This is a genomic window from Telluria sp. LT2P80 (assembly GCF_059685955.1).
On sequence record NZ_JCASIO010000005.1, the window covers coordinates 199,381 to 219,610 of the forward strand.

Genomic DNA, 20,230 nt, shown 5'->3' on the forward strand with positions numbered 1-20,230 from the left:
CTAGAAACAGGCGCCGACGGCGATTTGTGCAGGCGTGTCGTGTGGCGGGGCCACGTGCGGCTCGACGTTTTCGTTGGCGTACAGGTCGGCGATCATGGTGTCGGTGACCTGCTCGCGCGGCGCGTCGAACACGATGCGCCCGTCGCGCAGGCCCACCAGGCGACCGAACTGTTCGCGCGCCAGATCCACCTGGTGCAGGCTGCACACCAGCGTGGCGTTGCGCTGGGCGGCTTCCTGGCGCAGCGTGGCCAGCGTGTGGCGCGCGAGCGCCGGGTCGAGCGCCGAGATCGGCTCATCGACCAGCAAAGCTTGGGCATCGGACAGCAGCAGGCGCGCCAGGCCGCAGCGCTGGCGTTCGCCGCCGGATAACCGGTCGACGCGGGCATACAGCTTGTCGCCCAGCGAAAAGCGCGACAGCGCAGCGTGCGCCGCATCGGGATCGTTCGGACGCACGAGCGACTTCAAGGCCTGCCACAGCGTCCAGTGCGGCAAGCGTGCCGCCAGCACGGCCGTGACGACGCGCTGGCGCGCCGGCAGCGGCGGCGTCTGCGGCGCCAGGAACAAACGCGCACGCAGCCGGTGGCGCGCGGCGTGCGGCAGATTCCAAGGCTCCTGGCCCAGGATCTCCAGCGCACCCGCGCCCGGTTGGTGGGCGCAGGCCAGCGTGGCGAGCAGCGTGGTCTTGCCAGCCCCGGACGGGCCGATCAGGGCGACCTGTTCACCGGCGCCGATCGTGAGGTCGAGCGCGTGCAGGGCAGCCGCGCGGCTGCCCGTCAGGTGGCGCACGGTCACGCCGCGCAGGCGAAAGGTCGCCATTGTGCGATTACTTCAGCAGGCCGGCGTTTTTCGCCGCTGCTTCGATCGCGCCATAGTTGGCGGTCTTGGTGGTCACGAACTTGGTAGCGCGTTGCAGTTCGAGGATTTCCTTGCCCTGTGGGGTCGAATCGTCCAGCGCCAGGAAGGCGTCGGTGATTTTCTTTTTCAGCGCCGGGTCCATGTCGGTGCGCACGGTCCAGTTGTAGTCGAAGTAGCCAGGCGTCGTGTAGAACACGCGCACCTGCTTCGGATCGACCTTTTTCGCCTCGACCAGTTTTTCCCAGACCGAGATGTTCAGCGCGCCCGCATCGACCTTGCCGCCGGCAACAGCAGCCACGGTGGCGTCATGCGCGCCCGAGAACGCGATGCGCTTCAGGTCGGTGTCCGGATTGATCTTGGCTTGCAGCAGGAACGAGCGCGGCATCAGGTGGCCCGAGGTCGACGATTCCGAACCGAAGGCCAGCGTCTTGCCCTTCAGGTCTTCCAGCTTGGTGATGGTCGGTACGGTGGTGATGAAGACCGAGCGGAATTTTTCATCTTCCACGCGCTGCACCAGCGGGGTGACCTGGCCTTTGCTGCGCACGTTCGCCTGGACAAAGGTAAAGCCGCCGAACCAGACCATGTCGATCTTGCGGTTGACGAGGCCTTCCACCGAAGCAGCGTAGTCGGTCACCGGGGTGAACTCCACCTTCAGACCCGTGGCCTTGGCCAGGTAGTCGCCCAGCGGCTTGAACTTGCGCTGCAGTTCGGTCGGCGATTCGTCGGGGATGGCCGAAACGCGCAGCACGCCGTTGCTCTGTGCGTGGGCGGCGCCCGCGATCAGCATCGTGCCGGCAGCGGCGGCGCACAGGGTTTTGAGAACGTTGCGGCGGAAGGACAGGGTCATGGTGGCTCTTGTCTAAAAAGTAATGAAACGAGGCTGACCCGAGGGGCAGCACGCTTGGCGTGAGGCAGACTAGGCGAATCCGAGGAATCCGCTATGATAGCTAAAACAGCAATACACAGAGAAATAAATAAAGAAATACCAGAACTACGCGAAGCAAAACTCACAGGCCATCTCGCATGGTGCGTCGTGGCGGCACGAATGATAAACCCTATGCTGACATCCTGTACACCCGAAGACGTCGCGGCGCCCCGTCACAGCGCGCACGAAGCCGACGAACTGCACACCGGTCTGCAGGCGCCAGCCGCCTGGATCTCCCCCAAATACCTGTATGACGCACTTGGCTCGAAGTTATTCGAAGCGATCTGCGAACTGCCAGAGTACTACCCGACACGCACCGAAGCGTCGATCTTTGAGCGCTATGGCGCCGAAATCGCCCGTTCCGCGGGCACCGGCGCCACCCTGATCGACCTCGGCGCCGGCAACTGCGCCAAGGCGGCGGCGCTGTTCCCGCTGTTGCAGCCGGCGCAGTACGTGGCCATCGACATTTCCACCGACTTCGTGCACGACGCCCTGGCGCGCCTGCGCCAGCGGTTCCCGCAGATCGCGATGGAAGCGCTGGGGATGGATTTCTCATCGAGCTTCGAATTGCCGCCGCAGGTCAATACCGGCCGGCGCCTGTTCTTTTATCCGGGCTCGTCGATCGGCAACTTCACGCCGGACGAAGCGCAGGGTTTTCTGACGCGTCTGCGTGCACAGTGCGGCAACGATGGCGGCGTACTGATCGGCATCGACCTGGCCAAGGATGCTGCCACGCTCGACGCCGCGTACGATGACGCGCTGGGCGTCACCTCGGCCTTCAACCTGAACCTGCTGCGCCACGTGAACCGCCTGATCGACGCCAACTTCGACATCAGGGGCTGGCAGCACCGGGGCGCCTACAACGCGGCCATGGGCCGCATCGAGATGCACCTGGAGGCGCGTACGGCGCAGACCGTGCACTGGCGCGGTGGCGAGCGCCGTTTCGAAGCGGGCGAACGCATCCACACCGAGAACAGCTACAAATACCAGCAGGCCGACGCGATCGGGCTGCTCGAGCGGTCGGGTTTTGAGGCCACGCGCGTCTGGACCGATCCGCAGCGCTGGTTTGCCGTCATTCACGCCCAGGCGATCGCATCATGAACATGATGCGCGATGACAGCTTGCCACGCGCTTTTGCGCAGGTACGTACCCGTTCGCTGCAGCTGGCCGAGGGCTTGTCCGACGAAGACTGCGTCGCGCAGTCGATGCCTGACGCGAGCCCGATGAAATGGCACCTGGCGCACACGACGTGGTTTTTTGAAACCTTCATCCTCGAACCGCGCGAAGCGAATTTCGCGCCGTTTCATCCGGCGTTCCGGGTGTTCTTCAACTCGTACTACAACGGCGTGGGCAACAAGCATCCGCGCGCCCAGCGCGGGCTCCTGACGCGCCCGGGCATGAGCGTCGTTCGGGAATACCGCGCGAACGTCGACCGCCGCATCGCCGATTTGCTGGCGGGCGGCATCGACGAGACGCTGGCCACGCTGATCGAGCTGGGCCTGCAGCACGAACAGCAGCACCAGGAACTGATGCTCACCGACGTCAAGCATTTGCTGGCGCAGAATCCGCTGTACCCGGCGTATGCGACCGACGCCATGGCGCCGTCCGCACCGGCCGAGCCACTGGTCTGGCTCGATTTCGAAGGCGGCCTGGCCGAAGCTGGCTATGGCGGCAAGGGCTTTTGCTTCGACAACGAATTGCCACGCCACCGCACCTACGTGGCGCCGTTCGCACTGGCCTCGCGCCTGGTCACCAACGGCGAATACCGCGCGTTCATCGAGGCGGGCGGTTACCGCGATCCGGCACTGTGGCTGGCCGAAGGCTGGGACCGCGTCAACAGTGGCGAGATCACCCAGCCGCTGTACTGGGTAGAAGAGGCCGATGGCTGGCACGAATTCACGCTGCACGGCCTGCAACCGCTCGATCCCGAGCTGCCGGTTACGCACGTCTCGATGTACGAGGCGGATGCGTTCGCGCGCTGGTCGGGCGCGCGCCTGCCGACCGAGTTCGAATGGGAATTCGCGGCGCGTCAGGCGTGCCTGGGCAGCGGCCCGGCGCATCACCCGGACGCCGCCAGCGGCGCCGGCCTGCAACAGATGTTCGGCGCCTGCTGGCAATGGACCAGCAGCAGCTATGCACCGTATCCCGGCTTCGCACCGGCACCGGGCGCCATCGGCGAATACAACGGCAAGTTCATGATCAACCAGTATGTCTTGCGCGGCTCGTCGTGCGCCACGCCGGGCGGCCACGCCCGGCCCAGCTACCGCAACTTCTTCCCGACAGGCGCGCGCTGGCAATTTTCCGGCATTCGCCTCGCCCGATGAGTCGTCGGCGTGACTGGACGGCGCGCCTGAAGGATCAGCGCGCCAATGTCTATATCCTGAATCATCCGCTCAAGTTCACGCTGCAAGTCCTGAAAGGGTTCCGCGCCAACCAGGGCTTGCTGCTGGCGGGCGCCGTGGCCTATTACGCGCTGCTGTCGATCGTGCCGTTTTTGATGCTGGTGATGGTGGTGCTGTCGCATTTCATCAACCCAACCGAATTGCTGGAAACGCTCAGCCGCTACCTGCAACTGCTGGTGCCGGGGCAGTCGGCGCCGATCGTGGCCGAGGTGGCGCACTTTCTGGACGACCGCCAACTCATCACCTGGGTGCTGGCGGTGACGATGCTGTTCTTCAGTTCGCTTGCTTTCACGGTGCTGGAAAACGCGATGAGCGTGATTTTCGTGCACCGCGTGGCGATCCGGCGCCGGCATTACCTGGTGTCGGCCGTGCTGCCGTATTGCTACATCCTGGCGCTGGGCGTCGGCATCATGGTCGTCACGCTCGTGGCGGGCGCGCTGCAGGTCATGGGGCGCGAAAGCGTGTGGCTGTTCAACTATGAATGGTCGCTGAATGGCGTGTCGGGTGCGCTGCTGTATCTGCTGGGGCTGATCGGCGAGATTCTCGTGCTCACGTCGATCTACCTGGTGATGCCGGTGGGGCGGCTGTCGATATGGCACGCCGCCATCGGTGGCGTGACGGCGGCGCTGCTGTGGGAAGCGGCGCGCCACATTCTGGTCTGGTATTTCTCGACGCTGTCGCAGGTGAACCTGGTGTATGGCTCGATGACGACGGCCATTGTCGTCATGTTTTCGCTCGAGATTGCAGCCACGCTGCTGCTCCTGGGCGCGCAGGTGATCGCGGAGTACGAGCGGGTTGGCCTGGTGCCCGACGATGCGGCGCAAGACCCAATGACAACGGCGCCAGACGCAGCCCGGTAAGTTCCGGGTGCTGCTGGCGCCGTTGGGGGCGCTACGGGCTAACGACTAGCTTATTTGTCGTCCTTCTTGGTGATGAACACGCTGGCGATACAGCTACCGGCGATCAGCACAGCCACGACGGTCAGCGAAGCCTGCACTGGCACGTGGTACCACGGCATGATCAGCATCTTGACACCGATGAAGGTCAGGACCATCGCCAGGCCATACTTGAGCAGGTGGAAGCGGTCAGCCACGTCGACCAGCAGGAAGTACAGTGCACGCAGACCCAGGATCGCAAACATGTTCGACGTGAACACGATGAACGGATCGGTCGTGATCGCGAAGATGGCCGGGATCGAGTCGACTGCGAACACCAGATCGGTCACTTCGATCAGGATCAGCACCAGGAACAGCGGGGTGACAAAGCGCACACCGTTGATTCGCACGAAGAACTTCTCGCCGTGGTCGCCTTCGGACACTTTCAGGTGCCTGCGGGCGAACTTCAGGATCGGGTTGTTGACCACGTCCGGTTCGGCATCGACGGCCACCAGCATGCGGATACCGGTGAACAGCAGGAACGCACCGAACAGGTACAGCACCCAGCTGAATTCACTCACGACCCACGCACCGGCGCTGATCATGATGGCGCGCATGATGATCGCACCGAGCACACCGTAAATCAGGACGCGACGCTGGTACTGCTGCGGCACCTGGAATGCGGTAAAGATCAGCAGGAACACGAACACGTTATCGACCGACAGGGCTTTCTCGATCAGGTAACCGGAGAAGAACTCCAGCGCTTTCTGGTCAGCGATTTCCGAGCCGACGCTGCCTTTCAAATACCACCAGAGGCCGGCATTGAACAGCAGGGCCATGCTGACCCAGACCAGCGACCAGATACCCGCTTCCTTGACACTGACCTTGTGCGCTTTGTTACCGCCAAAGACGAACAGGTCGAGCGCCAGCATCACCAGCACGAAGCCGACGAAGCCAGCCCACATCATGGGGCTTGCAATTGTTTCCAGACCGTTCATTGGTTGCTCCCTTCATGGCGCAGCTCGTGCAGCCGGTTGTCCTGCGCCCGTGCGCAGGAATGGTGGACAGGATGTGTCATTGGTATGGCACCTATAGTTTGTGGTGAGGACTTGACTATAAGGGAGCACGAAGCATCGTACAAATCGAATATAATTTCATATAACATCGAATTTAACGATGTATTGGAGAGTGAATGTCTGCGCTGAACTACAAGCATCTGCGTTACTTCTGGATGGTGGCCAAGACCGGCAGCATCGCCAAGGCAGCCTCGCAGCTGAACCTGACGCCCCATTCGATTTCAGGGCAATTGTCCGAATTCGCCGATGCATTGGGCGTGGCGCTGTTTCGCAAGTCGGGCCGCAGCCTCGAGCTGACTGACACGGGCCGCCGCATCGTCAGCTATGCCGAAACGATCTTCAGCACTGGCGACGAATTGCTCGAACTGGTGCGTGATAAAAGCTTCGCCACGATGTCGTTCCGTATTGGCTGCGCCGATTCGGTGTCGAAGCTCATTGCCTGCCAGCTGGTGGAGCCGGCGTTGAGACTGAAGGAACCGGTGCGGCTGATCTGCCGCGAAGGGCGGCTGGATAGCCTGATCGGTGACCTCGCCGTGCACCGGCTTGACCTGGTCATTGCCGACCGGCCGATTCCCGGACATTTCAGCGTACGCGCGTACAACCACTTGCTCGGCCAGAGTCCGATGACGGCGCTGTGCACGCAGGCGCTGGCGGCGACGTTCGATCAGCCGTTTCCGGCCTGCCTGCACAATGCGCCAATGCTGTTGCCGGGAGAGGATTTTGCGATCCACCAGCGCCTGTTGCGCTGGCTGGAGCAGGCCGAGGTCCATCCGCACATCGTCGGCGAATTCGACGACAGCGCGATGATGAATGCGTTCGGCCAGTCAGGGGCCGGGGTGTTCTTCGTGCCGACCGTGATTGCGGCGCAGGTGAGCCAGCAATACCAGGTAGTGGCGCTGGGCCAGATCGATGGGGTGGTGGAGCAGGTGTATGCAATCACCACCGAGCGCCGGATGAGTCATCCGGCGACGGTGGCGATCAGTACGCTGGCGCGCGACAAGCTGTTCGTTTGATACCTGCCGTTATGGCTTGACGCTCACGCCGGGCGTGCCGGCAGCCATGCGGCCGATGATCGCGGCGTCGGCAAAGCCTTCGCGTGCAAACAGCGCCAGCACCTCGTCGGCAGCCGCAGGGTCGCAGGCCACCAGCAAGCCGCCCGAGGTCTGCGGATCGGTCAGCAGCGCGCGCTGCTCGGGCAGGATCGCCGCATCGAGCTGCACGTCCTTGCCATACGCTTCCCAGTTGCGGCCCGATGCGCCCGTGAAGTAGCCATCCTGCGCCAGTTGCAGGACGCCCGGCAGCAGCGGGATATTCGGCATGTCCAGCGTGGCATGCAGCTTCGCGCCGCGCGACAGTTCGAGCAGGTGCCCGAGGAGGCCAAAGCCGGTGACGTCGGTCAGCGCGTGCACGCCCGGCATGTCGGCCAGCAGGCGTCCGGGTTTGTTCAGTTTGGTCGTGTTGGCGATCATGGCCGCGTAGCCGTCGGCGCCCAGCTTGTCTTTCTTGAGCGCGGCCGAGAGCACGCCCACGCCCAGCGGCTTGCCGAGGATGAGCACATCGCCATCGCGGGCGTCGGCATTGCGTTTGACTTTCGACGGATGCACGAGGCCCAGTACCACCAGGCCATAGATTGGCTCGACCGAATCGATCGTGTGGCCGCCGGCAATCGGAATGCCCGCTTCGGCGCAAATGGACTCGCCGCCGCGCAGGATTTGTCCGATCGTGTCGAGCGGCAGCTTGTTGATCGGCATGCCGACCAGCGCCAGCGCCATGATCGGCGTGCCGCCCATCGCATACACGTCCGAAATCGCATTGGTGGCGGCGATGCGGCCGAAGTCGAACGGGTCGTCGACGATCGGCATGAAGAAGTCGGTGGTGGCGATCAGGGCCTGTTCATCGTTGAGCTTATAGACCGCGGCATCGTCGGCCGTCTCGATGCCAACCATCAGTTCCTTCGGCACGGGGAAGCCATGCGACGACTTCAGGATCTCGGCCAGCACGCCGGGCGCGATCTTGCAGCCGCAGCCGCCGCCGTGCGAGAACGAGGTGAGTTTGATGGGTTGGTCGCTGGTGCTCATGGGATGTCCGGTAATCGTTGATCGTCTTGGATTATCCACCATGTGGCGTGGACGTGCCAGGCAGGGTGCCAGGAATGGAGGTGGCGCCCATAAAAAAACGGCTGCCGAAGCAGCCGTTTCTTGATTCACGCAGGGTGATTACTCACCGAACGAACGACGTACGCCGTCGGCCGAACGTGGGTGGGCACCCTTGTAGCCACCTTCGCGACGGGCCGGCTGGCCTTCACGCGGGGCGCTGAAACGGTTGCCGTCACGTGGCGCGCTTGGCGCACGTGGTGCGGCGCCTGGTGCGCGTGCCGGACCGGCTTCACGCGGACCACGGTCAGCGTAACGGCTTTCCGACGGGGCGCCACGGGAACCGCTGGCAGCGCGATCGGCGTAGCCTTCACGGGCGCCGGATGGCTTCGAGAAACCGCGCGATGCCGGCTTGGCCGATGGGCTGCGGCCATCGCCTGGCTTCCAGCCGGCGCGGGCCGGTGCTGCAGCGCGCTTTGGCTCGAAACCTTCGACGACAGCGACCGGGATCGGCTGGCGCGTGAAGCGCTCGATGCGGCGCACGTTCATGCTTTCAGCGTGGTTCACCAGCGACACGGCGACACCGTTACGGCCTGCACGACCGGTACGGCCGATGCGGTGGACGTAGTCTTCCGGGAACTTCGGCAGGTCGTAGTTGACGACGTGCGTGATGCTCGGCACGTCGATGCCGCGTGCGGCGACGTCGGTCGCGACCAGCACCTTGATGCTGCCACGACGCATGCTGTCCAGCGTGCGGTTACGCGCGCCCTGGTGCATGTCGCCATGCAATGCGGCAGCAGCGAAACCGGCGATGTTCAGGCGGTCGGCGATCGTGTCGGCGTCACGCTTGGTGGCGGTGAAGACCACGGCCTGGTCCATCGATTCGTCGCGCAGCAGGTGGTCCAGCAGGCGATTCTTGTGCGACAGGTCGTCGACGAAGTGGACGCGCTGCGAGATGTTCTCGTGGCGGTTGGTCGCGCTGGCGATCTGGATCGTCATCGGATCGGTGGTGATGCGGCGTGCCATGTTGCCGACGACGCCATCCAGCGTGGCCGAGAACAGCATGGTTTGACGCGCCGACGGGGTCGCGGCAACGATTTTCTCGATGTCGTCGATGAAGCCCATGTCCAGCATGCGGTCGGCTTCGTCGAGCACGAGGATCTCGAGCTGCGAGAAGTCGATCTTGCCCGACTCCATGTGGTCGATCAGACGGCCTGGGGTAGCAACCAGGATTTCAGGGTTCTTGGCCAGCAGTTGCATCTGTTTCGGGTATGGCATGCCGCCCAGGATCGAGACGCAGCGCAGGCGGCGCATGTGCGCCGTGTACTGTTCGGTTGCAGCCGAGACTTGCAGGGCCAGTTCGCGGGTTGGGGTCAGCACCAGCATTTTTGGCTGGGCAGCCTTGAAACGGACGCGCTCGCCTTTGGCGCGGGCAGCCTGCGCTTCTTGCGCAGCGGTCTTGCCGGCTGGCGTTTCTTCGGCGTTGGCCAGCTTGTTCAGTGCTGGCAGCATGAAGGCGGCAGTCTTGCCCGAACCGGTTTGCGACGAGACCAGCAGGTCACGGCCGGCGATGGCGGCAGGAATGGCTTGCGCCTGGACTGGCGTAGGGGTGGTGTAACCGGTATCGGCAACAGCCTGGACGAGGGACGCGTGGAGGCCTAGGGCTTCAAAACTCATGTGATCTGTACTTTCGGAATAAATCAAATACGCTCGCACGGATGGCGCGAACGAAAAAATGCAACGCGAACCAACAAACGAAATGACTCAGAATGAAAGAAATTTCGGCACAAAAGCTTTGCGCCGGGACGGTGTCTGAAAGCGACACACAGGGCGGGAGGGCTTTAGAAAGGCGCTCTAATGAGCTGCCTGGGGTTTGCGGTGCTGCTTGGATGACTGCCTTGCTGCTGCCTGACCTGAATGTTTTCAGAACAGGGCGCGATGTCGCAGTGCACAAACCGAACTATACAGGTTTTTCGGCCTTCGTGCACGGACCCTTTGAAAATCGTATAACTGGCTGCGTGCGGAACGACTGCCAGCACCCCCGTGGCGGGGATGCTGGCCAGAGATCAGCGCTGCTTGCGCTTGGACGACGTATTGCGGGAAATGCGCTTGCTGTCCTTGCTCACGCCGGCCTTGGTCTTGAAGCGGCTGGTGGCGCGCTTGACGATACCACGGTCGGCTTCGAACGCCACGACGGCATTGTCGATGATGTTCTCGGCGATGTCGCTGTGGCTCGAGGTCGAGATTTTCGGCACCAGGATCGTCGAACCCACTTTCAGGAGCGACTGCGCCGGGATGTTGTTGGCCTGGCGGATGACTTCCGGCGTGGTGCCGAACTTGGAGGCAAGCGAAGCGATGCTTACGCGCGCACCGGTGATCTTGTGCGTGGTCCAGGTGGACAGCGCCTGACCCCATTGCGCGAGGTTCAGGTGGAATTTCTCGGCGTTTTCTTTCGGCAGCAGGATCTGGGTCTGGGCGCCGCCGATGATGACCGGCTTCTTGAACTGCGGATTGAGCGCCTTGAATTCGTCGAGCGACATTTCGGCCAGCTGGGCGGCGACTGCCAGATCGATGTCACTGGTCTTGTCGACCGTGGTGAAGTAGGGCTGGTTGTCGATCGCTGGCAGCACGACGCCATAGTTGCCCGGATTGGCGATCACGTTCTTGACTGCCTGCAGCTTTGGCACGTAGTTGCGTGTTTCGGCCGGCATCAGGTCGGCCAGGCTTTCGAAATCGGTTGGCTTGCCTGCGGCCTGGTTTTTCTTGATGGCGCGCTGCACATTGCCTTCGCCCCAGTTATACGCAGCCAGGGCCAGCGGCCAGTCGCCGAACATCGTGTACAGGCGCTGCAGATAGCTCAGCGCTGCATCGGTGGAGGCCACGACGCCACGGCGCTCGTCCTTGAACATGTTCTGCTTGAGGTCGAAATCCTTGCCCGTACCCGGCACGAACTGCCACAGGCCGGCGGCGTTGGCGCTCGACATGGCTTGCGGGTTGAAGGCCGATTCGATCACCGGCAGCAGCGCCAGTTCGGTGGGCATGCCGCGCTTTTCGAGCTCGGACACCACGTGGTACAGGTAAGGGGAAGCGCGGCCGGAGATGCGGGACAGCGTGGCGGGATGATTGGCGTAGGCCTGGGTATGACGGGTGACGAGCGCGTTGTTCAGATCGGGAATCGCGTAGCCGCTGCGAATGCGGCCCCACACGTCGGTTTCGCGGTATTCATCGAGTTTGGTCTGGACTTGCGACGGTGCTGCGGCGGTGCGGTTGCCGACTGCGGCAGACTGGACGGTAGGCAGTGAGGCTGCGTCCATGGCAAAACTGAGGGGTGACGCGGCCAGGAAGGCCAATGCAGCCAGTGCGAAGGTAGGACGTTTCGTGTTGTGCATAGCTTTCCAATGTTGCGTTCGGGAACGAACGGACCGAGGACCAGGAGGCAGTGTACGAAGGGATTGTCGAGCGAGTCAAGATGTATGACGCCTTCGTTACAATAAAAATGCTCTCTAGAATCGCGCGCGTTGACATCATGAAAACAGAAGATGCAATCAGGATCATCGAAATTAATGAACCGCCGGTATTTTTAGTCAGCAGCAGCGGGATTTGGCGCCGCTATCCACTGCGCATACGACGGCGTCCGGCAAACGTTACCCGTGGAGCTGAGCCGATCTATGAGCACACGCAAAGAGTGCGTACAATCCCGCTTTTGCAGTCTGCATTGCTATTGAAAGCCTTCTATGAGCACTCCCAACCTCAACGCCGACGATGATGCCATCATCGGGGCGACCCGCAACTGGCTTGAACGCGCGGTGATCGGCCTGAATCTGTGCCCGTTTGCCAAGGCCGTGTATGTCAAGGAGCAGGTGCGCTATGTCGTTGCCACCGCCACCACGCCCGAGCAATTGCTTGAAACCCTGATGGACGAGCTGCAGCACCTGTCCGATACCGATGCTGCGAAGATCGACACCACGCTGATCATTCACCCGTTCGTGCTGGGTGATTTCGAGGATTACAACGAGTTCCTGGACGTGGCCGATGCCGCGCTCGAGGACATGCAGCTCGATGGTGAGCTGCAGGTGGCCAGCTTCCATCCTTTATATCAGTTCGCCGACACCGACATCAACGATATCTCGAATTACACGAACCGCGCGCCATACCCGATCCTGCACTTGCTGCGCGAAGAGAGCATCGAGCGCGCCGTGGAAGCCTTCCCGCAGGCGGAAGATATCTTCGAAAAGAATATCGAGACGATGGAACAGCTGGGACACGACGGTTGGGACAAACTCCATGTCGGACCAGCGTGAAGCGGGCGGGGCCAGCCCCGCACGGGTGACGCCGGTAACACCCGGAACCCCGGCCGGTCGGCCGGACACGCCGTGCGTGGCGGTATGCTCGACCACGTTCGACGAAGTCTGCCGCGGCTGCGGCCGCACTGTGGCCGAGGTTGCTCACTGGGTGTCGATGAGCGCCGATGCCAAGGAGCTCGTCTGGCAGCGCATCCTGGCGCAGGGTTACCCGCGCCGGAACAAGTGACCGCTGTTAGTTAGCGTTATTAATAGCTGCCGATAAAGTCGCGCTTGCCGATCGGCACACCGTTGTGGCGCAGGATCGCGTACGCGGTCGTCACGTGGAAGCCAAACTGCGGCATCGCGAAGTGGGTCAGGTAGACCGCGCCGGTGTCGAAATGGCGTGCGCGTTCGCCGCTGCCATGGGTGATCGGGCGGGTTGCACCGGCGTCGATGTCGGCTTGTTCCAGGCTGTCCAGGAAACCGACCGTGCGTGTGATGCGCTGCTGCAGTTCGGTGAAGGTGCGCTCGCCATCTTCGTAGCGTGGCGACTCGATGCCGGCCAGGCGCGCCCCGGCGCCCTTGGCGAAATCGGTGGCGAGCTGGATCTGGCGCGCCAGCGGGAACATGTCGGGGAACAGGCGGGCTTGTAACAGGGCATCCGGTTCGATGCGCCGCTCCAGCGCATGGGCCTCGGCTTTTTCGAGCACGCCGGCCAGGGCGTCGAGCAATTGGCGAAACACTGGCACCGAAGCGGCGTACAGGGAATGACTCATCAGATTCTCCTTGATTAGAAACGCGTTCATGACAATCCATCATAGCAAGTCTGGTCGCGCGTTGCCGACCAGTAGTTATGGGCCGTTAGCTAGTGACGCTTAGCAAGCGACGGCGCATAATCGCGTTTTTTACATCAAATCAGTAAAACCAGCGCCGGCGGCGCCAACGTCCATGTCCACATCGTCATCCACCACCCCCACCATCCTGTCGCGTCTGGGCAGCCTGTATGGCCGCTCGTTGTACCGCGCCTTGTTACTGGTGGTGTTCGTCGGACTGGCGGGACCGGCCGCGGTGGGCAGTTATCTTCTGATCGGGGTCCAGGAGCGCGCGGCGGTTGCCGCGGCGCTCGACGAATCCCTGCAGCGCAATGCAGAGATCCTCGCGCTCGGCGTGCAGGAGCCGCTCTGGAATCTGGATCCGGAAACGGCGCGGCCGCTGCTCGATGCGATGCTGCGCGACCCGGCCGTCGTCATGGTCGAGCTGCATGGCCCGGAAGGCGAGGTCGCGCTGCGGGTACGCTCGCCCGCGCGGCCGCTGGGCCAGGTGCTCAGCGCCGAACGGCCGGTCGTGATGCGCGGCGAGACGATCGGCACCGTGCGTCTCGAGATGGACGACTACCTCAGCCGCCAGGAACTGCGCCGCAAGCAGCGCAATTATGCGCTGGTCGTTGTCGGGCAGGTCGCCGTTTCGCTGCTGCTGATCGCGCTGCTGTTGCGGCGCCGGTTGCTCTCGCCGCTGCGCAGCCTGATGCGGTTTTCCGACCGGCTGGCGCGCGCCGACTTCGATACGCCGCTCGCGCTGTCGGCGGCCGACGAACTGGGGCGCCTGGGCCGGCAGATGGAGCGCATGCGCCTGGCCATTCGCGATCTGTTCGCCGACATCGCGCGGCGTGAAGAACAGTTTCGCAGCATCGTGAACCAGGTCCCCGGCGCCGTGTTTCGCGTGCGCGCCGGCGGGGCCATCGAATTCGTGAGCGATGCGATCGAAGACATCACCGGCCACTCGGCAGAGCGCCTGATGCGCGCCACGACCGACGACTGGAGCGATATCGTGCATCCGGAAGACCGGCGCCGGTACAGCCACACGGTGCGCCACGCCGCGCGCGTCGGTGACGCGTATCAGATGGAATACCGGATTATCGATGCCCACGGCGTGGAGCGCTGGGTGCAGGAAAGCGGCCAGCCGCAGGGATTGTCGGGCGCGGCTGCGCTGGACGGCGCGGTGCGGATCGACGGCATCATCTCGGATATCAGTGAGCGCAAGCACAACGAGATGCGCATCGAGGCCCTGCTCACCGAACAGGGCGCGATCCTCGACAACGTGATGTTCGGCGTGCTGTTCGTGCGCCAGCGCCGCATCGTTTCGAGCAACCGGCGCGGCGAAACGCTGTTCGGCTACGACGAGGGCCAGATGGTCGGCCAGTCGACCGAGATCCTGTACCCCACGCGGGAGGATTACGAGCAGACCGCCATGACGCAATACCCGCTGCTGGCGCGGCGCATGGACCTGGGCGAGGAACACCAGCTTCGCCATCGCGACGGAAGCCTGTTCTGGTGTCTGGTGAGCGGCTCGGCGCTCGACCCGGCGTACCCGGACGAAGGCAGCATCTGGGTGTTCGCCGACATCACCGAACGCAAGCTGGCCGAAGAAAAGCTGCGCCTGTCGGCCACGGTGCTCGAACACATCGCCGATGGCGTGATGGTGCTGGACGTGACGGGCCGGATCGTCGCCATCAACCCGGCTTTCACCTGCATCACCGGCTACAGCGAAGAAGAGGCGGTGGGGCGCGAGTCGAGCATGATGCGCGGCCGGCTCCAGGACGACGCCTTCTATCACAAGCTGTGGCGCGAGCTGGACGAGACGGGCTTCTGGCGCGGCGAGATCTGGGATACGCGCCGGGATGGCGAAGCGTATCTGGAGTCACTGACCGTCACGGCGGTGCAGGGCGACGCCGGCGCGGTCACGCATTATGTGTCGGTCTTCAGCGACATCACCCGCGCGCGCGAATCGCAGAATCAGCTCGACCACCTGGCACACCACGATCCCCTGACCACGCTGCCCAACCGCCTGCTGTACCACGACCGCCTGCGCCACGCGATGACGCGCGCGCAGCGCGACGGCCAGCAGCTCGCGGTGCTGTTCATCGACCTCGATCGCTTCAAGAACGTCAACGACACACTGGGGCACCACGTCGGCGACGAACTGCTCAAGCAGGCCGCCTTCGCGCTGGCCCGGTGCCTGCGTGAAGGCGACACGCTGGCGCGCCTGGGTGGCGACGAATTCATCGTGCTGCTGGAGGATATCGGCGGCGTCGCCGGCGCGACCCGCGTGGCGGCCAAGCTGATTGCGATGTTCGAGCAGCCGTTCATGGTGTCCGGCTACGAGCTGTTCGTCACCGGCAGCGTCGGCATCAGCCTGTATCCGCAGGATGCGCAGGACATGCACATGTTGATCCGCAACGCCGACGTGGCGATGTACCAGGCCAAGGCGCGCGGGCGCAACGGCTACCAGTTCTATGCAGCGTCGATGAGCGGCGACGGCGTCGAACGCCTGCGCATGGAAGGCCTGCTGCGCCGCGCGATCGACAAGAACGAGATCTATCTGGCGTACCAGCCGCAGGTCGAGATGGACACTGGCCGCCTGACCGGCGTGGAAGCGCTGGTGCGCTGGCACAGTGCCGAGCTGGGTCAGATCGGCCCGTGCCAGTTCATCCCGCTGGCCGAAGACACCGGTTTTATCGGCCAGCTTGGCCAGTGGGTGCTGCAGGAAGCCTGTCGCCAGATGGTGGCGTGGGAAGCGCAGGGCTTGAGCATGCCGAAGATCGCCGTGAACCTGTCGGTGCGCCAGTTCGAGCGCGGCGGCATGGCGGCGATCGTGACCGAGGTGCTGGAATCGACCGGCCTCGCGCCGCACCGCCTGCAGCTGGAAGTGACCGAGTCGATCATCATGAACACGGGCGACGCGCTGCAGTACGTGAAGGACCTGCACGCGATCGGCGTGGGGCTGGCGATCGACGATTTCGGCACCGGCTATTCATCGCTGGCCTACCTGAAGCAGTTGCCGGTGCAGACGCTCAAGATCGACCGCAGCTTCATCAAGGATATCTCGCAGGGGCCGGACGACGAGGCCATCGCGGTTGCCATCATCCAGCTTGGCAAGAGCATGAACCTGTCGGTGATTGCCGAGGGTGTCGAGCGTGCGGATCAGGCGGCGTTTTTGCTGCGCCACGGGTGCAATCTGGCGCAGGGGTATCTGTATGGGAAGCCGGTGGCGGCAGGCGAGATTCTGGCGCGCTGGGGCGGGCAGGGTTAGTCCGCGCCGCCCAGCAGCAGCCGCAGATTGCAGTCGCGCTGCCATTCGCGGCGCTCAGCGCTCGATTGGGCCAGGCGCGCCAGTTCGGCCGGCGCGATTTCGGCCTGGGCCTGGATCAGCCGATCGGCCACGCCACCATCGGGCACCATTGTGCCGAAAAACGCTACAGTGTCGCCGCGCTGCACCAGCAGCGTCGGGAAGTTGTCGACATCAAGGTCGCCGACCAGGGCGGCCTGGTCTTCGATGTCGATCCAGATGAAGTGCTTGTCCGGGTGGCGCGCGGCCAGGTTCTCGAACGTGGCGCGGTAGGTCGCGCAGGTGCCGCACCAGGCGGCGCACAGGCAGGCGACCGTCCAGGCGTCGTCATGGACGGCGGCGACAGCGGCGTCGAGGGTCGAGGAATCGAGGGTCAGGCTATGCATGGAGCGCATTTTACTCCGTGTTGCGCTGCAATGTGGGGGTGAAGGCCGGCTGGCATGGATGGCGCCCGGCCAAGCGGTTAAAATACGGGATGCCTACCATTCTTGCCATTGAAACCTCGGCCGAGCTGGCGTCTTGCGCGCTCCTGGTCAACGACGCCGTCATTTCCCGTGCCACGGCCGGCGTGCGCAGCCACTCGCAATCGATCCTGCCGATGGTGCAGGAACTGCTGCGCGAAGCCGGCATTGCGCTGGCGGACTGCGATGCCATTGCCTTCGGGGCCGGTCCCGGCTCGTTCACCGGTGTGCGTACTGCCTGCGGCGTCGCGCAGGGATTGGCGTACGGCGCCAATCTGCCGGTGCTGCCGATGGTGACGCTGGCAGCGATGGCTGAAAGCTGCCGGGCGCGCTGCGGCGCGACTGAAGTATTGACCGTGCTCGACGCGCGCATGGGCGAAGTCTATTGGGCGCAGTACCGCTTCGATGGCGCATGGCGCGAAGTCGTGGCGCCCACGCTGAGCGCGCCGCAGGCCGTGGCGCCGCAGGCCGTGGCTGGTCTGCAGGCATGCGGCAACGGCTTCGAGGCGTATGCCGACGCGTTCGCCGGGCAGGCATGTGCTGCCGGCGCCATGGCGGACATCGTGCCGCATGCGCGCGAGATGGCCCTGCTTGCCGTTGACGCACTGGCGGCCGGCGAGGGCGTGCCGGCGGCGCACGCGCAGCCGATTTACCTGCGCAACAAGATCGCGTTCACCACGGCCGAGCGCCTGGTGATCAATGCCGCCAAGGCCGCCGCATGAGCGACCTGCAAGATCTTGGCTTGCAACTGGCGCCGATGACCGCGGCCGATGTGGGCGAGGTGTGCGCGCTGGAGGCGAGCGTGTTTCCGTTTCCCTGGAGTCGCGGGAACTTCATCGACTCGCTCAACAGCGGCTACGATTGCTGGACCGTGCGCGATGGCGCGGGTGCGCTGGCAGGCTACTACCTGTTGATGTACGCACTGGACGAAGCGCACCTGCTCGACGTCGCCGTGGCGGCGAGTCGCCAGCGCCAGGGACTGGGCCGGCGCTTGCTGGCCGTGCTCGCGGCGCGCGCGCGCAGTCAGGGCATGACGTCGATCCTGCTCGAGGTGCGGCCGTCGAACGAGCGCGCGCTGGACGTGTACCGGCGCCATGGCTATGTCCATATCGGGCGCCGCAAGGGCTATTATCCGGCCGGCGCCGCGGGCCGTGAAGATGCCATCGTGATGAGGCTGGATTTATGAAGACCGTGAGCGGGCGCGATGCGCTGTTCCTGAACGAGATGGGGATCGGGCCGTTGTGGCAGTTGCGGACGGCTGCGCCTTCCGCGGATGCTGCTGGTGACGATGTTGTCGCCAGCGATGTTGATACCGCTGGCGACACTGCGCCGGCGGTGGCGTCTGCTTCTGCGCCGGCGGTTGTTCCGGCTTCTGCACCGGTGCCGGTCCCCGATCCTGCTCCGCTCGCGCGCGGGATGACGCCGCTGTCGGCGCCGCCATATCGCAATCCGCCGCCCGTCGCCACTGACGCTGCGTGGGACGACGGCAGTGACGCCGCCCCGGCCGCCCCCGACGTGTCGACGCTCGACTGGGCGGGCTTGCGCCAGGCGATTGCCGGCTGCAAGGACTGCGCATGCGGAGAAGGGCGCAAGCCCGTGTATGGCAGCGGGCCGCGCCAGGCGGTCTGGCTGATCGCCGCCGGCACGCCAAGCGCGCTCGACGAGCAGGCGGGCCAGCCGCTGACGGGTGATCCGGGCAAGCTGCTGGACAATATGTTGCACGCGGTCGGCCTGTCGCGCGAGCGCGATGCGTATGTCACGCCGCTGGTGAAGTGCCGCCCGGTCAACGCCAGGGGCGGCGAGCGCGCGCCGACGCCTGACGAAATCACGGCGTGCCGGCCGTTCCTGGAGCGCGAGCTGGCGCTGACGGGCGCAACGACGGTGCTGACGATGGGGCAGGTCGCCGCCAACGGCCTGCTGGGCCGCGCGCTGAACGAGCCGCTGGCCGGCGTACGTGGTCAGGTGCATGCGCTGGGCGAAGTGCCGCTGGTCGCCACCCTCCATCCAGGCGAATTGCTTCTGCGCGGCGCCGACAAGGCGCTGGCCTGGGCCGACCTGTGCCGGGCGCGTTCCCTTGCACCCCGCACCTAGTTATCAGGCCGCGTTCCACGCGCGCTGGCGGCACCTGACGCTGCCACCGGTGCGCGCGCTGGCCTGGCTGCTCGATTCGCCCGACCTGCTCGATGGCGCCGCACCGGCATGGGCCGGGCGCGTGTCCACGCTGGGCCCGGTTACGGACGAGGTCGCCAGTTGGCTCGCGCACTTGGATGCCGACCCAGCAGACCTGAACGCCGCGCTCGGCGAGAAACCGTACACGCGACTGGGGCTGTACGCCGAAAAGCTGATGGCGTTCTACTTCGCGCAGCAGGGCCGGCTGGTGGCGCACGGCCTGCAAATCCGCGCCAACCGCAACGACACGGTCGGCGAATTCGACTTCCTGCTCGAAAATGGCCCGGATGCGCTGGAACACATCGAGTTCGCCACCAAATTCTATCTGCAGGGCGAAGGCGGCGCAGGGGGCCTCGACACATTGGTTGGCCCGAACCTGGCCGACACGCTGGGCCTGAAGATGCGCAAGATCTTCGAACGCCAGCTGGCACTCGGCCAACACCCGGCCGCGCAAGCGCAATTGCCACGTCCCGTCGACAAAGCCGGCGCTTTGGTCAAAGGCTGGCTGTTCTACCCCGCCGGCAGCTGGCCGGCAATGCAAGGCATCACCCAAGGCCATTGCCGCGGCTTCTGGTGCGCACTGAGCGAGCTGGACAATCTGCCCGACGACATCTACGTCATCCTGCCAAAACTCGAATGGCTGGCGCCACTGCGCATCGCTTCACCGACTTGGACAATGACCCGCGCACAACTGGCAGCCGAGCTGGCCGACCGCTTCGCAATATCAAACACCCCGGCGCTGATCGCGCGCGTCCGCCCACAAGACAACGCACTGGAAGAAGCCGACCGCGGCTTCATCGTCCCCAACGACTGGCGCACCCGCGCCCAAACCGCCCACCCCTAATCCTCAATGAGGGTCAGAGTCGATTTATTGAGCAATTTCCCGAATTGCCCAATAAATAGCCCCCGACCCTGCCTCGAACCCCGCCGATCAGCTCGCCAAACAAAGTAGGGTCAGAGTAGATT

At 64.2% G+C, this 20,230-nt stretch carries 20 protein-coding genes; 12 read left to right on the plus strand and 8 right to left on the minus strand.

Annotated features, from left to right (window positions below; genetic code table 11):
• Positions 1–816 (minus strand): phosphonate ABC transporter ATP-binding protein, encoded by an 816-nt coding sequence (locus AC56LW_RS15065; RefSeq protein WP_332530011.1) that lies wholly within the window; start codon positions 814–816, stop codon positions 1–3.
• Between the two features lie 7 nt (positions 817–823).
• The gene (locus AC56LW_RS15070; RefSeq protein ID WP_499635624.1) at positions 824–1,702 is read right to left on the minus strand and encodes a putative selenate ABC transporter substrate-binding protein; all 879 of its coding nucleotides are present in this window, start codon (positions 1,700–1,702) and stop codon (positions 824–826) included.
• A gap of 210 nt (positions 1,703–1,912) precedes the next feature.
• Between AC56LW_RS15070 and egtD the strand changes: the two genes are divergently transcribed.
• Genes egtD through AC56LW_RS15085 form a run of 3 tightly spaced genes read left to right on the plus strand, consistent with a single transcriptional unit; the run spans position 1,913 to position 5,042 of the window.
• On the plus strand, positions 1,913–2,881 hold the full coding sequence (egtD, locus tag AC56LW_RS15075; protein WP_499635627.1) for an L-histidine N(alpha)-methyltransferase: 969 nt from the start codon (positions 1,913–1,915) through the stop codon (positions 2,879–2,881).
• Entirely contained in the window at positions 2,878–4,104 is a 1,227-nt protein-coding gene (gene egtB, locus AC56LW_RS15080) for an ergothioneine biosynthesis protein EgtB (protein WP_499635629.1), read from the plus strand. The genes egtD and egtB overlap by 4 nt, the downstream gene beginning before the upstream one ends.
• Positions 4,101–5,042: a YihY/virulence factor BrkB family protein gene (locus AC56LW_RS15085; RefSeq protein ID WP_183551034.1), complete on the plus strand. Its 942-nt coding sequence runs from the start codon at positions 4,101–4,103 to the stop codon at positions 5,040–5,042. Before egtB ends, AC56LW_RS15085 begins: the two co-directional genes overlap by 4 nt.
• 50 nt (positions 5,043–5,092) lie before the next feature.
• On the opposite strand, the gene AC56LW_RS15090 is transcribed toward AC56LW_RS15085, so the two are convergent.
• A complete protein-coding gene (locus AC56LW_RS15090) occupies positions 5,093–6,055 on the minus strand; it encodes a TerC family protein (protein ID WP_308638126.1) in 963 nt (320 codons plus the stop codon).
• Positions 6,056–6,249: 194 nt separating this feature from the next.
• Here AC56LW_RS15090 and nhaR point away from each other — a divergent pair, with 194 nt between their 5' ends.
• Positions 6,250–7,146, plus strand: coding sequence for a transcriptional activator NhaR (gene nhaR / locus AC56LW_RS15095; protein ID WP_499635632.1), 897 nt, complete (start codon positions 6,250–6,252; stop codon positions 7,144–7,146).
• Positions 7,147–7,155: 9 nt separating this feature from the next.
• On the opposite strand, the gene selD is transcribed toward nhaR, so the two are convergent.
• The 3 genes from selD to AC56LW_RS15110 all read right to left on the minus strand — a co-directional run bounded on the left by selD (position 7,156) and on the right by AC56LW_RS15110 (position 11,615).
• Positions 7,156–8,211 carry a selenide, water dikinase SelD gene (gene selD, locus AC56LW_RS15100; RefSeq protein WP_332530017.1) on the minus strand — a complete coding sequence of 352 codons (1,056 nt, stop codon included), beginning with the start codon at positions 8,209–8,211 and terminating at the stop codon, positions 7,156–7,158.
• Between the two features lie 138 nt (positions 8,212–8,349).
• Positions 8,350–9,903, minus strand: a complete 1,554-nt coding sequence (locus tag AC56LW_RS15105; RefSeq protein ID WP_343027716.1) for a DEAD/DEAH box helicase — start codon at positions 9,901–9,903, stop codon at positions 8,350–8,352.
• Positions 9,904–10,292: 389 nt separating this feature from the next.
• Positions 10,293–11,615 (minus strand): transglycosylase SLT domain-containing protein, encoded by a 1,323-nt coding sequence (locus AC56LW_RS15110; protein ID WP_499635637.1) that lies wholly within the window; start codon positions 11,613–11,615, stop codon positions 10,293–10,295.
• An 80-nt stretch (positions 11,616–11,695) separates the two neighbouring features.
• On the opposite strand from AC56LW_RS15110, the gene AC56LW_RS15115 reads away from it, so the two are divergent.
• From AC56LW_RS15115 to AC56LW_RS15125, 3 genes are read left to right on the plus strand one after another with little or no spacing between them, the layout of a single operon-like run.
• Entirely contained in the window at positions 11,696–11,992 is a 297-nt protein-coding gene (locus AC56LW_RS15115; protein ID WP_499635639.1) for a hypothetical protein, read from the plus strand.
• Positions 11,961–12,527: a DUF1415 domain-containing protein gene (locus AC56LW_RS15120; RefSeq protein WP_499635642.1), complete on the plus strand. Its 567-nt coding sequence runs from the start codon at positions 11,961–11,963 to the stop codon at positions 12,525–12,527. The genes AC56LW_RS15115 and AC56LW_RS15120 overlap by 32 nt, the downstream gene beginning before the upstream one ends.
• Positions 12,511–12,756 carry a DUF1289 domain-containing protein gene (locus AC56LW_RS15125; RefSeq protein WP_499501771.1) on the plus strand — a complete coding sequence of 82 codons (246 nt, stop codon included), beginning with the start codon at positions 12,511–12,513 and terminating at the stop codon, positions 12,754–12,756. Before AC56LW_RS15120 ends, AC56LW_RS15125 begins: the two co-directional genes overlap by 17 nt.
• A 19-nt stretch (positions 12,757–12,775) precedes the next feature.
• Here AC56LW_RS15125 and AC56LW_RS15130 read toward each other — a convergent pair whose 3' ends face one another.
• Positions 12,776–13,285, minus strand: a complete 510-nt coding sequence (locus AC56LW_RS15130; protein WP_332530021.1) for a DUF1993 domain-containing protein — start codon at positions 13,283–13,285, stop codon at positions 12,776–12,778.
• A gap of 172 nt (positions 13,286–13,457) precedes the next feature.
• On the opposite strand from AC56LW_RS15130, the gene AC56LW_RS15135 reads away from it, so the two are divergent.
• A complete protein-coding gene (locus AC56LW_RS15135; RefSeq protein WP_499635646.1) occupies positions 13,458–16,598 on the plus strand; it encodes an EAL domain-containing protein in 3,141 nt (1,046 codons plus the stop codon).
• On the opposite strand, the gene AC56LW_RS15140 is transcribed toward AC56LW_RS15135, so the two are convergent.
• Positions 16,595–17,020: a thioredoxin family protein gene (locus AC56LW_RS15140; RefSeq protein ID WP_499635885.1), complete on the minus strand. Its 426-nt coding sequence runs from the start codon at positions 17,018–17,020 to the stop codon at positions 16,595–16,597. The genes AC56LW_RS15135 and AC56LW_RS15140 overlap by 4 nt on opposite strands.
• A gap of 89 nt (positions 17,021–17,109) precedes the next feature.
• On the opposite strand from AC56LW_RS15140, the gene tsaB reads away from it, so the two are divergent.
• From tsaB to AC56LW_RS15160, 4 genes are read left to right on the plus strand one after another with little or no spacing between them, the layout of a single operon-like run.
• Positions 17,110–17,817, plus strand: a complete 708-nt coding sequence (tsaB, locus tag AC56LW_RS15145; RefSeq protein ID WP_499635649.1) for a tRNA (adenosine(37)-N6)-threonylcarbamoyltransferase complex dimerization subunit type 1 TsaB — start codon at positions 17,110–17,112, stop codon at positions 17,815–17,817.
• Positions 17,814–18,281 (plus strand): ribosomal protein S18-alanine N-acetyltransferase, encoded by a 468-nt coding sequence (gene rimI, locus AC56LW_RS15150; RefSeq protein ID WP_332530024.1) that lies wholly within the window; start codon positions 17,814–17,816, stop codon positions 18,279–18,281. Before tsaB ends, rimI begins: the two co-directional genes overlap by 4 nt.
• Complete coding sequence (locus AC56LW_RS15155; RefSeq protein ID WP_499635652.1) at positions 18,278–19,186, plus strand: uracil-DNA glycosylase; 909 nt, start codon at positions 18,278–18,280, stop codon at positions 19,184–19,186. Before rimI ends, AC56LW_RS15155 begins: the two co-directional genes overlap by 4 nt.
• Positions 19,170–20,108 (plus strand): DUF1853 family protein, encoded by a 939-nt coding sequence (locus AC56LW_RS15160; RefSeq protein ID WP_499635655.1) that lies wholly within the window; start codon positions 19,170–19,172, stop codon positions 20,106–20,108. The genes AC56LW_RS15155 and AC56LW_RS15160 overlap by 17 nt, the downstream gene beginning before the upstream one ends.
• Positions 20,109–20,230: the final 122 nt, after the last annotated feature.